The 13,825-nt window shown below is 69.8% G+C and carries 16 protein-coding genes; 9 read left to right on the top strand and 7 right to left on the bottom strand.

Translation table 11 applies throughout. The annotated features are described in order from the left end of the window. Window positions 1–4: 4 nt before the first annotated feature. Both AB6A69_RS12770 and AB6A69_RS12765 read right to left on the bottom strand, forming a co-directional pair. Window positions 5–709: a transcriptional regulator gene (locus AB6A69_RS12770; RefSeq protein ID WP_371038212.1), complete on the bottom strand. Its 705-nt coding sequence runs from the start codon at window positions 707–709 to the stop codon at window positions 5–7. Then, entirely contained in the window at window positions 681–974 is a 294-nt protein-coding gene (locus AB6A69_RS12765; protein WP_371061054.1) for a hypothetical protein, read from the bottom strand. The genes AB6A69_RS12770 and AB6A69_RS12765 overlap by 29 nt, the downstream gene beginning before the upstream one ends. Before the next feature lie 179 nt (window positions 975–1,153). Between AB6A69_RS12765 and AB6A69_RS12760 the strand changes: the two genes are divergently transcribed. The 6 genes from AB6A69_RS12760 (at window position 1,154) to AB6A69_RS12735 (ending at window position 6,211) form a co-directional block, all read left to right on the top strand. Continuing rightward, window positions 1,154–1,567 carry a hypothetical protein gene (locus tag AB6A69_RS12760; RefSeq protein WP_371061053.1) on the top strand — a complete coding sequence of 138 codons (414 nt, stop codon included), beginning with the start codon at window positions 1,154–1,156 and terminating at the stop codon, window positions 1,565–1,567. Window positions 1,568–1,676: 109 nt separating this feature from the next. Then, window positions 1,677–2,309 (top strand): ribonuclease HII, encoded by a 633-nt coding sequence (locus AB6A69_RS12755; protein ID WP_371061052.1) that lies wholly within the window; start codon window positions 1,677–1,679, stop codon window positions 2,307–2,309. Window positions 2,310–2,410: 101 nt separating this feature from the next. Further along, window positions 2,411–3,514, top strand: coding sequence for a site-specific DNA-methyltransferase (locus tag AB6A69_RS12750; RefSeq protein WP_371038216.1), 1,104 nt, complete (start codon window positions 2,411–2,413; stop codon window positions 3,512–3,514). Window positions 3,515–3,640: 126 nt separating this feature from the next. Next, window positions 3,641–4,282 (top strand): NAD(P)-dependent oxidoreductase, encoded by a 642-nt coding sequence (locus AB6A69_RS12745; RefSeq protein WP_371061051.1) that lies wholly within the window; start codon window positions 3,641–3,643, stop codon window positions 4,280–4,282. Between the two features lie 913 nt (window positions 4,283–5,195). Beyond that, complete coding sequence (locus AB6A69_RS12740) at window positions 5,196–5,675, top strand: plastocyanin/azurin family copper-binding protein (protein ID WP_371061050.1); 480 nt, start codon at window positions 5,196–5,198, stop codon at window positions 5,673–5,675. 56 nt (window positions 5,676–5,731) lie between these two features. Then, on the top strand, window positions 5,732–6,211 hold the full coding sequence (locus tag AB6A69_RS12735) for a DUF411 domain-containing protein (protein WP_371061049.1): 480 nt from the start codon (window positions 5,732–5,734) through the stop codon (window positions 6,209–6,211). Window positions 6,212–6,619: 408 nt separating this feature from the next. On the opposite strand, the gene AB6A69_RS12730 is transcribed toward AB6A69_RS12735, so the two are convergent. From AB6A69_RS12730 to mutY, 3 genes are all read right to left on the bottom strand, one after another. Then, window positions 6,620–7,768: an alkane 1-monooxygenase gene (locus tag AB6A69_RS12730; protein ID WP_371061048.1), complete on the bottom strand. Its 1,149-nt coding sequence runs from the start codon at window positions 7,766–7,768 to the stop codon at window positions 6,620–6,622. Between the two features lie 142 nt (window positions 7,769–7,910). Next, entirely contained in the window at window positions 7,911–8,114 is a 204-nt protein-coding gene (locus tag AB6A69_RS12725) for a hypothetical protein (RefSeq protein WP_371061047.1), read from the bottom strand. An 87-nt stretch (window positions 8,115–8,201) separates the two neighbouring features. Continuing rightward, window positions 8,202–9,260: an A/G-specific adenine glycosylase gene (gene mutY / locus AB6A69_RS12720; RefSeq protein ID WP_371061046.1), complete on the bottom strand. Its 1,059-nt coding sequence runs from the start codon at window positions 9,258–9,260 to the stop codon at window positions 8,202–8,204. Window positions 9,261–9,343: 83 nt separating this feature from the next. Between mutY and AB6A69_RS12715 the strand changes: the two genes are divergently transcribed. Genes AB6A69_RS12715 through AB6A69_RS12705 form a run of 3 tightly spaced genes read left to right on the top strand, consistent with a single transcriptional unit; the run spans window position 9,344 to window position 11,657 of the window. Next, the gene (locus AB6A69_RS12715; RefSeq protein ID WP_371055198.1) at window positions 9,344–9,859 is read left to right on the top strand and encodes a DUF721 domain-containing protein; all 516 of its coding nucleotides are present in this window, start codon (window positions 9,344–9,346) and stop codon (window positions 9,857–9,859) included. A 14-nt stretch (window positions 9,860–9,873) separates the two neighbouring features. Beyond that, on the top strand, window positions 9,874–10,539 hold the full coding sequence (locus tag AB6A69_RS12710; protein WP_371061045.1) for a DsbA family protein: 666 nt from the start codon (window positions 9,874–9,876) through the stop codon (window positions 10,537–10,539). After that, a complete protein-coding gene (locus tag AB6A69_RS12705) occupies window positions 10,536–11,657 on the top strand; it encodes a CaiB/BaiF CoA transferase family protein (protein ID WP_371061044.1) in 1,122 nt (373 codons plus the stop codon). Before AB6A69_RS12710 ends, AB6A69_RS12705 begins: the two co-directional genes overlap by 4 nt. On the opposite strand, the gene lpxK is transcribed toward AB6A69_RS12705, so the two are convergent. Both lpxK and AB6A69_RS12695 read right to left on the bottom strand, forming a co-directional pair. After that, a complete protein-coding gene (gene lpxK, locus AB6A69_RS12700; RefSeq protein ID WP_371061043.1) occupies window positions 11,654–12,658 on the bottom strand; it encodes a tetraacyldisaccharide 4'-kinase in 1,005 nt (334 codons plus the stop codon). The two genes, AB6A69_RS12705 and lpxK, sit on opposite strands and share 4 nt — an antisense overlap. Then, complete coding sequence (locus AB6A69_RS12695) at window positions 12,658–13,776, bottom strand: 3-deoxy-D-manno-octulosonic acid transferase (RefSeq protein ID WP_371061146.1); 1,119 nt, start codon at window positions 13,774–13,776, stop codon at window positions 12,658–12,660. Before AB6A69_RS12695 ends, lpxK begins: the two co-directional genes overlap by 1 nt. Window positions 13,777–13,825 lie beyond the last annotated feature (49 nt).

Raw genomic sequence — 13,825 nt, 5'->3', positions numbered from 1 at the left:
GCGCTCAGATCACCCGGATCGCGTCCTTGTCCACGGCCAGCATGTAGCCGCGCCGGGCGATGTTGCGCACCAGAAGCGCGCTCACCAGCTGGTTGCCCAGCCCGTCGCGCAGCCGCTTGATGCGCGTCGCGCCCGCGGCTTCGTCGCAGTCCGAGGCGTGCCGCCCGGAGATCACCGCCTCGATCTCGGCCCCGGTCAGGACCTCGTCGTCCATGCGCGCCTCGGCCAGCGCGCTCAGCGTCTCCATCGCGGCGGGGGTGAGGGTGAGCCCGAGATTGTTGAGATAGACGGTATTCTCCTCGCGGCTGATGAGGAGCGAGTTCACCTGGATGCCCGCGCGTTCGATCTGCGCCATGCGTCGGTTGAGCGCCACGAGCATCACCAGGAAAACGAGCGCGGCCACCAGCATCGCGGCGGCGAAGACCAGCAGCACCACGATCACCACGCGATAGCCCGCCAGCGTGTCCGAGAACGCCGTGCCGGATTGCGCGAGGATCTCGAGAAGCTTGATCTCGGCCTGGCTGGTGAGGTCGTCGTTCTCCACGAAGATGCGTTCGACGCGCGCGTTGAAGGCGTCCCCGTCGGGCAGCGTGACGAGCAGCAGCGCCGCCGCCCCCGCGAGCAGCGCGAGGATCGCGGCGATGCCCGCGCCGACGAGGCGCGCGCCGGGGCGGCGCGCCTCAGAACCGGAGGTGGAAGGCGCCGGCACTTTCTTTCCTTTCCGCGAGGCCCTCGGGGCCGAAGACCGAGACCACGTTGAGCAGCGTCCAGCCCGCCGCCGCGAGGCGCGGCGCGAGCGCCTCGGCCGCGGCGGCGGGCGTGCACTGCCCCGCGATCTCGGCGGTTCCGTAATGCAGGCGCAGGGGCGCGTCCTGCTTTGCCTTGTAATCGGCGAAGCACTGCGCCGCGGCGGGCGTTGCCGCGAGCGCCGTCGCGATCAAGAGGAGTGCGGGGAGGATGGCATGTCTTTTCATGCGCCAGACACTGCGCCCAAGCCCGCGGCTTTTCAATAACGCGGCGCCTGGGCGGGGGCGCTATCGGATAGCGGGGGCCGGTTATTGCCTGCCGCGCCGGACCGGGCGGAAGAGGGATCGCACAGGCCCCGCGCCGCCGGACGCGGCCGTGGCACCGGACGCAGAAAAGGAGTCCTCTCATGTCCCGACGTTTCGTCGCCGCCGTTCTGGCGGCCAGCCTGACGATCACCTCCCTGGCCGCACAGCCCGCCCGGGCGGCCGACCAGGACGACCTCGCCCGCGTTCTTCTGGGCGTGGCGGCGATCGCCATCATCGGAAAGGCGATCCAGGAGAATCGCAAGGACGAGCGGCGCCGCGCGGCGCCCGCGCGCCCGCAGCTTGCCAAGACCGTTCCGCCGCGCTGCCTGCGCACGATCGAGGGCCGCAACGGCGTGCGCCGCTACATCGACCGCGACTGCGCCGTGCGCGCGGTGCCGCGGTCGGACCGGCTGCCGGGGGCCTGTCTTCAGCGCTATCGCACCTTCCACGGCCGTACGCTGGGCTACGCCGCACGCTGCATGCGCGCCGAAGGCTGGCGCCTCGATCGGGGGTGAGCAGGCCGGCGCCGCCGGGCGGTGCCGGCGACCGGGGGCGCGCGGCTGGCAGGGCGCGCCCCCATTTTCGACTTGCCTTCGGCCCGTTTCGGGCGGCATCCCGTGATGCATGGACCGTCCCGACTTCACCCTCGAGCGCGCGCTGCATGGCCGTGGGCTGCTTCGCGTGGCCGGGCTGGACGAGGCCGGGCGGGGTCCGCTCGCCGGGCCGGTGACGGCGGCGGCCGTCATCTTCGATCCGGCGCGGGTCCCCGAAGGGCTGGACGATTCCAAGCGGCTGCCGCCGGCGCGCCGCGTCGAACTTGCCGCCGAGATCACCGCCGCGGGCGAGGTCTGCGTCGCCCATGCCAGCGTCGAGGAGATCGACGAACTCAACATCCTGCACGCCGCGCATCTGGCCATGTCGCGCGCCGTGGCCGGCCTGTCCCGCCCGCCCCAGCACCTTCTCGTGGACGGCAACCGCCTGCCCGCCGCGTTGCCCTGCGGCGCGGACGCGATCGTCGGCGGCGACGGGGTGTGCTGTTCGATCGCGGCGGCGGGCATCATGGCCAAGGTGGCGCGCGACGCGCTGATGCTGGAGCTTGCGCAACAGTTCCCGGGTTATGGCTGGGAGACGAACATGGGATACGGGTCGAAAAGCCACATCGCGGCGCTTCAAGATCTCGGACCCTCCCCACACCATAGGCGGTCCTTCGCGCCGGTGCACAAGATATTGTATCAAGCGAAAACGATAAGTCCCTGATTCGAAAAAGAAATTGACCGCGAATCGCCTTTGACTCATCTTCGGTCTCACCAGACGAGCGCGGACCGAACCGCGCCGGGGACAGAGGCAGAGAAAACACGATGACAACGCGCGAGACCGCGGCCGCCGTGCCGCGCAACGAGATCCTTGCCGGCGACTGCATCGAGGCCATGAAGACGCTTCCGGAGGCGTCGGTGGACCTCGTCTTCGCCGATCCGCCCTACAACCTGCAGCTTCGCGGGGACCTGCACCGCCCGGACAACAGCCGGGTGGACGCGGTGGACGACGACTGGGACCGCTTCGACAGCTTCGCGGCCTACGACGCCTTCTCGCGTGCCTGGCTCGCCGAGGCGCGGCGCGTCCTGAGGCCCGGGGGCGCGATCTGGGTGATCGGCTCCTACCACAACATCTTCCGCCTGGGCGCGGCCTTGCAGGACGCGGGCTTCTGGATCCTCAACGACGTTGTCTGGCGCAAGTCGAACCCGATGCCGAACTTCCGGGGCAAGCGCTTCACCAACGCCCACGAGACGCTGATCTGGGCAAGCCGTGAGGAAGGCGCGAAATACACCTTCAACTACGAGGCGCTCAAGGCGTTGAACGAGGGCATCCAGATGCGCTCGGACTGGGTGATCCCGCTTTGCACCGGACATGAGCGCCTTAAGGACGAGGCCGGCGGCAAGGCGCATCCGACCCAGAAGCCCGAGGCGCTGCTGCATCGTGTTCTCGTCGGCTGCACAAATCCCGGGGATCTGGTGCTCGATCCGTTCTTCGGCACCGGCACCACCGGCGCGGTCGCCCGGATGCTCGGGCGCGACTTCATCGGCATCGAGCGGGACGCGGGCTACCGCGAGCTCGCCGCGAAGCGGCTGCGCGCCGTGCGGCCCTACGATCGCTCTGCGCTGGAGGTGAGCCCGTCGCGGCGCGCGGAGCCGCGGGTGCCCTTCGGCCAGCTCGTGGAGCGCGGGATGCTGCGGCCGGGCGAGGTGCTGACCTCTCTCAGCGGCAAGAGCGCCAAGGTCCGCGCGGACGGCACGCTGGTGGCCGACCAGGTGAAGGGATCGATCCACCAGGTGGGCGCGGCGCTGGAGGGTGCGCCCTCCTGCAACGGGTGGACCTACTGGTGTTTCCGGCGCGACGGCAAGACGGTGCCGATCGACGTGCTGCGCCAGCAGCTGCGCGCCGAGATGGCCGCACGGCCCAACTGAGTCTCCGAACACCGCCGGTGCCTGTCGCCTGACAGCGCGCCGACCTGGCCCCGCCCTTCCGGCGGGGCCCTTTTTTATGCGCCGTTCGTGCTATCTGTTCGGGCGGGACGGCAAGGGGAGCCCGCAATGAAACGGATACTCGTGATCGGCGCGAGCCGCGGCATCGGCCTTGAAGTGACGCGCCAGGCGCTGGAACGCGGTTTCACGGTGCGCGCCATGGCCCGCAGCGCCGACAAGATCGCGCTCGACAGCGAGCGGCTGGAACCGGTGCCGGGCGACGCCACGGATCCAGCCGACCTCCGGCCCGCGCTGGAGGGGGTGGACGCCGTGATCCTCGCGCTCGGCGTGCCGAAGAACCTCGATTTCATCACGAAGCCGGTGGCGCTCTTCTCGACGGCCACCCAGGCGCTCCTGCCGCTGATGTCGGCCGCGGGGGTGCGGCGCCTGCTGGCCGTCACGGGCTTCGGCGCGGGCGAAAGCTCCGAACGGCTGAGCCTTGCGGAAAGATTGCCGTTCCGCGCCGTGATGGGGCGCGCCTACGACGACAAGACGCGTCAGGAAGAGCTCATCAAGGCAAGCGATCTCGACTGGACGATCGTGCGCCCGGGCATCCTGACCAACGGGCCGCATACCGGGCGCTACAAGGTGCTGACCGAGAAGGCGGACTGGCGCAACGGGATCATCAGCCGCGCGGACGTGGCGGATTTCCTGCTGAACGCGCTGGAGGCCGACAGCCACGTCGGCGCGGCGCCGGTGCTGGTGCGCTGATGCCGGGGGCGTCGCTGATCTAGCGTTCTGCGCCTGACGTGAGTTCCCCGGATCGCCTCCGGTGAACCTCCGCCGCTCGGCAAAGGTGAGAGCGACGGCTTTGCGCGGGGTCGTAGTTTGCAAAGGTTGGGCAGCTTCCCGAAAGCGGACCTTCAAGCTGCGTGCAGCTAAGGCACGTTTAGAGCCCGGATTGACCGATGCTGCGCGGCGCATCAATGACAGCTATGCGCAGATAGTGACAATTGCAAAGTTTGGGCGATTTCCTGATAGCGGCCTTTCGTGAAGCGTGCGGCGCAAGCCGTGGAAGCTGCACCCGCTGAGAGGCGGCGATGGACCACACCTCGTGCTCATGCCTAATGTGTATCAAAGCGGAAGCGCGGACATAATTTGGGGCGGGTTGCTACCGTGGCATCTGCGCGGGTATATTTAGCCCTGTGATATTTCTGGTTCAGCTCCTGCGAGTGCTCTGCGTTGCGCTCTTGCTGCCCGCTACGGTGTTGGCCGCGGCTCAGATGGAACACGTCCCCACCCGGCATGACTATTGCGAGGGCGCTGCGCCGGCCTCTCATCATGCGGATGCTACCCTGGAGACTTCCGAGCCGGCATGGGGTGACCATGGCGACCGGGCCCAAGAGCCACTTCACGTCTCATGCGGTATCCACGCCTGCAACTGGATCGAGGAGGCCGAGCTGATCGCGGGACGCCCCAACGGGCTCACTTGGGCGCTTTATGCGCCCTCGGCTGGAAGGAGTCGCCCCGCCTCACCTCTGGAAAGCCTCTACCGGCCCCCGGCCGCTCTCCTCTGAACCTCCAATACTTACCGGAAACCAAGGGGCCTGCGCAGCGGCGCCGGGCGCTTTTTGGCAATCGTAGTTCCTCGCCCTGCCGGGGCGCATCTCTTCAGGAGACCAAAATGAAGAATTTCACACTCGCATCCGCCTTGATCCTTTCCGCCGGTGCGGCGTTCGCCGCTGGATCAGGCGATCATTCCCATGATGACAGCCTTCCCGTGGGCCAGCCTGGCGCAGCCGCCGAGGTCGACCGCACCGTCGAGATCCGGATGCTGGAGACCGACACGGGTATGGGGTTCGATCCTGCCGCGCTCCCGGTCGAGGAAGGCGAGACCATTCGCTTCGCGGTGACCAACATCGGCGATCTCGAGCACGAGATCGTGCTTGGCACGGAAGAGAACAACCTCGCCCACATGGAGGAGATGGTTGAGATGGCCGAGATGGGGCAGATGGATCACGACGATCCTAACGCCCTGCGCCTTGGCCCCGGCAAGCGCGGCGAGCTCATCTGGACCTTCTCCAATGCCGGCACTTTCCAGTTCGCCTGTCTGATCCCGGGGCACATGGAGGCCGGCATGCACGGCCCGATCACCGTCAAGTGAAACCATTCAAGGGCCGGGCGTTTGGACCGCTCGTGCCCGACACGAGGAAACACGCCATGACAAAGACACTTGCCTCCCGCCGCGCCGTTCTCTTCGGGAGCGCCACTCTCGGAGCCACGGCGCTCCTGCCGCGCCGTGGCCGTGCCGCCGGCCCGACGATGCATGTCCTGAAGGACCCCAACTGCGGCTGCTGCTCTGCCTGGATCGAGATTCTAGAAGCCGAAGGCTTCGCGGTGACCGTGGAGGCCGCGCGCGGCACGGCGCTGACCCGTTACAAGATCGGCAAGGGCATTCCGATCAGGATGATGTCCTGCCACACCGGCACGATAGAGGGCTACATGATCGAGGGCCATGTTCCTGTCGCCGACATCCGGCGGCTACTTGATGATCGGCCAAGGGCCGTCGGCCTCGCCGTCCCCGGCATGCCCTATGGGTCCCCCGGCATGGGCCCCGAAAGCCGGCGCGACGCCTACGACGTCCATCTCCTCCTGCCGGACGGCTCGACAGAGGTCTTCACGCGTTACGATGCTGCATGAGGAGGCGCAGTCTTTGATGTCAAGGCTCCGAGCGGCGTGACCGTTCCGAGCGACATTGCGTGAAGGAGGGCTTCGGGTCTGAATCGATCCGTTTACGTTGTTTTTGTCCGCCTCTTACCATTTTGCCAACTGGACGGAGAAGGTTAGCTATCGCAACCTCGACCCGAAGCGTTTTCGGCCGCTTTGGGCTGGGAGCGGTCATTTAGGTCTGTCGCATTGACCCGCAGCTTAGTCCGCATAGTACCCGTTAGCGACCTGCTCGGCGAAGGTCAGCTAGGATAGATTCGAGCCAAGGGCTTTGGCTCCGCTCCGGGGCTGACTGCCGTCATCTGACATTCCCAGCCGCGGTACCTGCGTCCTGATTTGGCGCCTGCCTTCGCAAGGGCATCTTGTATCAGGTGCAGAACGCTAGCGCGGCAGCGGGTTGCGCGCCTTGTTGTAGGGGTGCCAGTCCGCGATCTCGGGGTAGTGCTGGCGTCGCCAGGCGCGCACGCGCGGGTTCATGATCCGCCGCCAGAGCGGCGGAACCATCGCCGCCATCGTCATCACCGGATAGCCGTAGGGCAGCTGCGGCGCCTCCCGGTCGGTGTAGGTCTGCAAGAGCGGGAACCGGCGATCCGGCTTGTAATGATGATCCGAGTGGCGTTGCAGGTTGATCAGTAGCCAGTTCGACGCCCGGTGCGACGCGTTCCAGCTATGGTGCGGCTGCACATGCTCGTATCGTCCGTCGCCCAGATGCTTCCGCGTCAGCCCGTAATGCTCGACGTAATTGACGAGTTCGAGCTGCCAGACCGCGATCACGGCTTGCCACAGAAAGAGCGCGAGGCCCGCCCAGCCCGACAGGGCGAAGGCCAGCGCCAGCATCGAACCTTGCAGCGCCCAGTAGCGCCAGAACGGGTTTTCGCGCGCCCACCAGGGCCGGCCCTTGCGCGCCAGCATTCGCGCCTCGGCCCGCAAGGCCGAGGCGAGGGACTGGCGCAGCACCCTTGGAAAGAAGCGGTGGAACCCCTCGTTGTAGCGCGCCGTCACCGGATCGCGGGGGGTTCCGACATAGCGATGGTGCACCAGCAGGTGTTCCGAGCGGAAATGGGAGTAGAGCACCATGGCGAGAAGGACGTCGCCCAGCCAGCGTTCCCACCGGTTCCGCTGGTGCATCAGCTCATGGCTGTAATTGATCCCGATGGTGCCGGTGATGACGCCCACGCCGAAGAACAGCGCCACCGTTTCGGGCGTGCCCAGATGATCCGCCCGAGGGACGTACCAGAGAAGACCGAAAAGCGTGACGAACTGCACCGGCGCCCAGACCCGGGTGACGAGGCTGTACCAGCGCAGCGCCTCGTCGGGCGTGTCCGGGTCGGCATTACCGCTGTCGCGCCCGAGCGCGGCGTCGGCCGCGGCGAAGAGATACCAGGTCACGAGCGGCAGCAGCAGCACGTTCCAGCCCCCGGCCCATGCACCGTACGCCGCGAGCGGCGGCAGCGCCAGCGACAGCCAGAACGGCATGGCCGACTGCCAGCGGCTCAGCTGCGTGGCGGGGATCGTGTGAAGCTGCTGCATGGCGCGTGCGACCGCTTGGTGATGTCTGGCGTCGAGACTAGCACCGGGACGGCCGCGTGGCGACGGGCGGGCGCACCGGCCGCGAGGCGACCTAACGTCACCAAGTGCCCCGGCCTTCGCCGTGCGGCGCCCGCGGCCGCGCTCAGATCAGAAAAAGCATCCCCGCGAGCCCGAGACCGAGTCCCGTGACGAGCCCGACGACGATCACGCCGAACCGCATCGTCGGGCGGGCCTGCGCCTCGTCCTCGCCGATCGCCCCACCGTCGGTCGAGGCAAGCGGCGCGCCGGCCCCGTGGCGCGCTTCGATCCGCGCAAGACGCGCCTGGAAATCCGAGTGATTCGACATCGCCCTGATCCGTCCTGGTGACTTTGGGGCGGTGTCGCGCGCAGCCGTGGCAGGCTTGCGGAGAGACTGTGGCGAAATCGCGGTGCGCTACAACTTTCGCGCGATGTCGAAGGCCTTGCGCATGACCGTGGGCAGTTCCGACGGGCGGAACACCTCGGGGTCCAGGAACGTCCCGCGTTCGGGCGCACGGTCCATCGGGACGAGCGCGGTGCGAATCGCAAGGCGCAGGTGAAAGTGGGTGAAGGTGTGCCGCGCCTCGGCGCCCGCGTCGCGCCATTCCGCGCGGATCGGCGGCGCGGGATCGGGTGCGCCCTCGGCCCAGTCGGTGCCGGGCCAGCCCAGCATCCCGCCCAGAAGGCCGCTGTCGGGCCGCCGCTCCAAGAGCCAGGCCCCGTCCACCCGCCGGGCGAGGTAGGCGATGCCGTGGCGCACCGGCTTCGGTTTCTTCGGGGTCTTGCGCGGCAGCCCGGCCGCCGTGCCCTCGGCCCGCGCGGCGCAGGGCGCGCGCCACGGGCAGATGCCGCAGGCGGGATTGCGCGGCGTGCAGATCGTGGCGCCGAGGTCCATCACCGCCTGGGCGTAGCAGCCCGGCCGCGCATCGGGCGTCAGGCGGGCCGCGGCCTCGGTCAGTTCGGGCTTCGCGGCGGGCAGGGGCGTGCGGATATCGTGCAGCCGCGCCATCACCCGCTCCACGTTGCCGTCCACCACGGTCTCGGACCGGTCGAACGCGATCGCGGCGATCGCCGCGGCGGTATAGGGGCCGATGCCCGGCAGCGCCCGCAGCGCGTCCGCGCTGTCGGGGAACCGTCCACCATGATCGGATGCCACCACGCGGGCGCATTTCAGCAGGTTGCGGGCGCGCGCGTAGTAGCCGAGCCCGGCCCACTCGCCCATCACTGCGCCGTCCTCGGCGGCGGCGAGCGCCTCTACCGTGGGCCAGCGTTCGGTGAAGCGGTGAAAGTACCCGCGTACCGCGGCCACGGTGGTCTGCTGAAGCATCACCTCGCTCAGCCAGACGCGGTAGGGATCGGGCCGGCGCCCTTCCGCGCGCTCTGCCGGCCCCACGCGCCACGGAAGCGCCCGCGCATGGCGGTCATACCAGGCGAGAAGCTCATCGGCGGAAGGCGATTCACGCAAGCGTGACATGGAGTTGGCTGACCTCGCGGCGGAAGGGGCTGGCGCGCGGCGCTTGGTCCCTTAGAATAGGGGGTGAGGTAAGGATTCAACCCGTGATCGACAGACCCGCGACCACGCGCGGTTTCGCCCGCGCCGCGACTCTTCTGCAATCCCGCATCCGCCGCGCCGGCGAGGCGCGCGGCTTCGCCGTGTCCCGTCTGCTCACAAGGTGGGAAGAGATCGCCGGCGCCGACATGGCCGCCGTGGCGCGCCCGGTGAAGGTCAGCTACGCGCAGGGCGGCTTCGGCGCGACGCTGACGCTGCTGACGACGGGCGCCCACGCTCCGGTTCTGGAGATGCAGAAGGAACGCCTGCGCGCCCGCGTGAACGCCGCCTACGGCTACAACGCCATCGCCCGGCTGCGCATCACCCAGACCGCGCCCGAGGGTTTCGCGGAAGCGCAGGCGGGTTACACCGCGCCTGCGCGGCGCGCGCCCGCACCCGACCCCCGGACCGAGCGCGAGGCCCAAAGCCTCGCCGCGCCCGTGGCCGACGAGGGCCTGCGCGAGGCGCTCGAGACACTGGCCCGGAACGTGCTCTCCCGCGAGCGCGCCGGCCGCAGCACCTGACGGAGAGACATTCCATGACACGATACATCGTTCCCGCCGCGCTCGCGCTCGTTCTCGTTGTGGGGGGCGCCTTCTGGCTCACCCGCGCGCCAAGCGCTCCGGAAGGGCTGCCGATGGCGGCCGAGGCGCAGGGCGCGGAGGTGGACACCTCCTCGGTCACCGAGATGGCGCTCGGCGATCCCGACGCGCCGGTGACGGTGATCGAATACGCCTCTTTCACCTGCCCGCACTGCGCGAGCTTCCACACCGGGCCGTTCGAGCAGATCAAGGAGAACTACGTGGATACCGGCAAGGTCCGTTTCATCCACCGGGAGGTCTATTTCGACAAGTACGGCATGTGGGCCTCGCTGATCGCGCGCTGCGCCGGGCCGGATCGCTACTTCGGCATCGTCGACCTGATCTACGACGGTCAGAGCGAATGGTCGCGCGCGGGCTCCGACCTCGCCATCGCCAACGAACTGCGCAAGATCGGGCGCATGGCGGGGATGGACAACGACCGGATCGAGGCCTGCCTGACCGACGCGGACAAGCTTCGGACCCTCGTCGCATGGTACCAGGAAAACGCCACCGAGCATGACATCGAGGCCACGCCGAGCTTCGTCATAGACGGCGAGAAATACTCCAACATGGGCTATTCCGATTTCGCCCGCATCCTGGACGAAAAGCTCGCCGGGCAATGACCGCCCCGCTCGAAGGGGTCCGTGTCGTCGAGCTGGCGCGCATCCTGGCCGGTCCCTGGGCCGGCCAGGTCCTCGCCGACCTCGGAGCGGAGGTGGTGAAGGTCGAAAGCCCCGAGGGGGACGATACGCGCCGCTGGGGGCCGCCCTTCGTGGAGCGTGACGGCGCGCGCGAAGCCGCCTATTACCATTCCTGCAATCGGGGCAAGGCGAGCGTGACCGCCGATTTCCGCACCGAGGCGGGCCGTGCCAGGGTTCTGGAGCTGGTGGCCGGGGCGGACGTGGTGATCGAGAACTTCAAGGTGGGCGGGCTCGCCAAGTACGGGCTGGATTACGCGAGCCTCGCGCCCGATCATCCCGGGCTGGTCTATTGTTCGGTCACCGGGTTCGGGCAGGACGGCCCCTACGCCCACCGGGCGGGCTACGACTACATCATCCAGGGCATGTCGGGGTTCATGTCGATCACCGGCGATCCGGACGGCCCGCCGCAGCGCGCGGGCGTTGCGGTCACCGACATCTTCACGGGCGTCTATGCCGCGACCGCGATCCTCGCCGCCCTGCATCAGCGCGCGCGCACGGGGCGGGGCCAGCACGTCGACATGGCGCTCCTCGACGTCGCCGTGGCGGTCACGGCGAACCAGGCGATGAACTATCTGGCTACCGGAACGCCGCCCGCGCGCACGGGCAATTTCCACCCGAATCTCGCGCCCTACCAGGTTTTCGCCTGCGCGGACGGCCACATCATCATCGCCACCGGCAACGACGCGCAGTATCGCCGGCTCTGCGGGCTTCTGGGCGCTGACGACCTCGGCGAGGCGGCGGAGTTCGCGACCAACGCCGACCGGGTGCAACGCCGCGACCTGCTTTCCGCGCGGCTCGAGGCGCAGACGCGGGGCTGGTCCAAGGCCGCGCTTCTGTCCGCCTGCGAGGCCGAGGGCGTGCCGGCGGGACCGATCAACGACATGGCCGAGGTCTTCGCCGACCCGCAGGTGCGGCACCGGGGCATGCAGGTGACCCTCGACGGGGTGCCCGGCGTGCGCTCGCCCTTCGCCTTCTCGGATGCGGATCTCACGCTGCGCCGCCCGTCCCCGAAGCTCGGCGAGGACGACGGCGCGGCCTAGCCTTCCGCGGTCTCCACCACGCCCGCGAGCGCGGCGTCGAGCGGCGACCAGTCCACCAGTTCGAGGCGCACCGGCAGGGTCAGGACCTTCGGCCGGAAGGCGGCCGGAAGGCGCACAGCGTCCTTCTCGGTGGTGACGAGTTGCGCGCCGCGGGCCGCCGCCTCCCGCTCCAGCCGGGCCAGCAGCGCGGGCGTCAGCGGCTGGTGATCCTGGAGCGCCTCGGCGCGGGTGAGCTCCGCGCCGAGACCCTGAAGCGTCGCGAAGAACTTCTCGGGATGGCCGATCCCCGCGAAGGCGAGAAGCCGCGCGCCGGCCCAGTCCATGCCGGTCTGGAGCGTGGCGAGATGGCCGCGAAGATGCGGCACGCGGATCGCCCCGCCCCATGTCGCGTCGAAGGCGCGCTGGGCGGGCGGCGCCCCGATGGACAGCAGCATGTCGGCGCGCGCCAGCCCCGCCTCCACCGGCTCGCGCAGCGGTCCGGCGGGAAGGCAGCGCCCGTTGCCGAAGCCGAGCGCGGCGTCCACCACCACGATCGAGAGGTCCTTGGCCAGCGCCGGGTTCTGGAACCCGTCGTCCAGAAGGATCGCCTCGGCGCCCGCCGCGGCGGCGGCGCGCGCGCCGGCGGCGCGGTCCCGCGCCACCCAGACCGGGCCGAAGGCCGACAGCAGCAGCGGCTCGTCGCCCACATCCGCGGCGTCGTGGCGGCGCGGGTCCACCCGCACGGGGCCTTCCAGCCGCCCGCCGTGACCGCGCGAGACGACATGCGCCGCAACGCCCTGCGCCGCGAGGCGCTGCACGAGCGCCATGACGGTGGGCGTCTTGCCCGTGCCGCCGGCATTGAGGTTGCCCACGCAGATCACCGGCGCGCCGGGCCGCGCGCCGGGCCCCCGGGCCACGCGCCGCGCCGTGGCCCGCGCCGTCAGCGCCCCGAGAGGCGCGAGCAGGCGCGCGCGCCAGTCCGGGCGGTCGGGCGGGGTGAACCAGAAGGCAGGGGCGCGCATCAGGTGAGCCTTCCCAGGTCGAGCGTGTCGAGCACGAGGTCCACGATACGGTCCGTGGCCTCTGCCCCTTCGGAGGCGACGCTCCAGGCGGCCTCGGCCATCGCCGCGGCGCGGTCCGGCGCCAGAAGCTGCGCCAGCGCCGCGGCGAGGCCGTCGGCATCCGCGATCCGAAGCGCCGCCGCCGCCGCGTCGAGCCGCGCGTAGGCGTCGATGTGGCGGCGCACGTTCGGCCCGTGAATCACCGCAGAGCCAAGCGCGGCCGGCGCGAAGGGATCCTCGCCGCCGCGCTCCGTTTCGATGGAGCTTCCCATGAAGGTGACCGGGGCGAGGCGGTAGAGCAAGCCGAGATCGCCCGGGCCCTCCGACACGAGCACCTGAGTTCGGTCCTGGGGCGGCCCGTCCCGCATCCGTGCCACGGAAAGCCCCGCCGCCGTCGCCATCGCGGCTGCGACCTCGGGGGTGACGGTCCGCTCCGCCGGCGCCAGCACGAGCAGAAGCCTGTGCGACAGGCGTGCCGCCGCACGATGGGCGCGCAGCACGGTTCGCATTTCGGTGGGCTGGACATGGGCGGCGAGCCAGACCGGCCGCCCCGCCAGCGCCTCGCCGAGGCGCTCGAGCATGCGAAGGTCGCAGGGCAGCGCCGCGCCGGCCTCCTGCAGCGGGCCCGTCACCGTGATCTCGCTTTCGGGAACGCCGAGACGCTCCAGCCGCCGCCCGGCGGCACCGGTGCGCGCGAAGCAGGCGGTGAAAAAGGCGAGGGTCGCCGGCACCACGCGCGGCAGGAACCGGACCGGCCGCCGGGAAAGGCCCGTCTCTTCGGCGTCCACCATCAGAAGGGGCACGCCCGCCCGTGCCGCGCAGGCCAGAAGCGCGGGCCGGACGGCGCCCCCGCCCCAGATGCCGCAATCGGGACGCCAGTGGGCGAGGAAGGCCTCGGCCGCGGCGCTGTTCTCGTCCGGCACGCGTCGCCAGATGGCCTCGCCGGGCAGCGTGTCCGGCCGGGCGTCGTCCGCACTGGTGAAGAGCAGCGCGAGACCTGGCCGCTGCGCCGCGATCCGCTGCCCGAGCTGGACCAGCCCGCGCGGCCGCGCATGGCGTCCCAGGTGCAGCCAGACAATTTCCTCCCCGGGTCGCGCTTCGGTCTCCGCGGCCGCCCCGCGCAGCGGC

This window comes from Rhodosalinus sp. 5P4, from assembly GCF_041365695.1.
Lineage (GTDB): Bacteria > Pseudomonadota > Alphaproteobacteria > Rhodobacterales > Rhodobacteraceae > Rhodosalinus.
This window is presented reverse-complemented; position numbering and strand designations above follow the sequence as displayed.

Excerpts from the sequence above, each read along its gene's own strand:
- AB6A69_RS12765 (WP_371061054.1), bottom strand. The coding sequence starts at position 974 with ATGAAAAGACATGCCATCCTCCCCGCACTCCTCTTGATCGCGACGGCG.
- AB6A69_RS12760 (WP_371061053.1), top strand. The coding sequence starts at position 1,154 with ATGTCCCGACGTTTCGTCGCCGCCGTTCTGGCGGCCAGCCTGACGATC.
- AB6A69_RS12755 (WP_371061052.1), top strand. The coding sequence starts at position 1,677 with ATGGACCGTCCCGACTTCACCCTCGAGCGCGCGCTGCATGGCCGTGGG.
- AB6A69_RS12750 (WP_371038216.1), top strand. The coding sequence starts at position 2,411 with ATGACAACGCGCGAGACCGCGGCCGCCGTGCCGCGCAACGAGATCCTT.
- AB6A69_RS12745 (WP_371061051.1), top strand. The coding sequence starts at position 3,641 with ATGAAACGGATACTCGTGATCGGCGCGAGCCGCGGCATCGGCCTTGAA.
- AB6A69_RS12740 (WP_371061050.1), top strand. The coding sequence starts at position 5,196 with ATGAAGAATTTCACACTCGCATCCGCCTTGATCCTTTCCGCCGGTGCG.
- AB6A69_RS12735 (WP_371061049.1), top strand. The coding sequence starts at position 5,732 with ATGACAAAGACACTTGCCTCCCGCCGCGCCGTTCTCTTCGGGAGCGCC.
- AB6A69_RS12730 (WP_371061048.1), bottom strand. The coding sequence starts at position 7,768 with ATGCAGCAGCTTCACACGATCCCCGCCACGCAGCTGAGCCGCTGGCAG.
- AB6A69_RS12725 (WP_371061047.1), bottom strand. The coding sequence starts at position 8,114 with ATGTCGAATCACTCGGATTTCCAGGCGCGTCTTGCGCGGATCGAAGCG.
- mutY (WP_371061046.1), bottom strand. The coding sequence starts at position 9,260 with ATGTCACGCTTGCGTGAATCGCCTTCCGCCGATGAGCTTCTCGCCTGG.
- AB6A69_RS12710 (WP_371061045.1), top strand. The coding sequence starts at position 9,874 with ATGACACGATACATCGTTCCCGCCGCGCTCGCGCTCGTTCTCGTTGTG.
- AB6A69_RS12705 (WP_371061044.1), top strand. The coding sequence starts at position 10,536 with ATGACCGCCCCGCTCGAAGGGGTCCGTGTCGTCGAGCTGGCGCGCATC.
- lpxK (WP_371061043.1), bottom strand. The coding sequence starts at position 12,658 with ATGCGCGCCCCTGCCTTCTGGTTCACCCCGCCCGACCGCCCGGACTGG.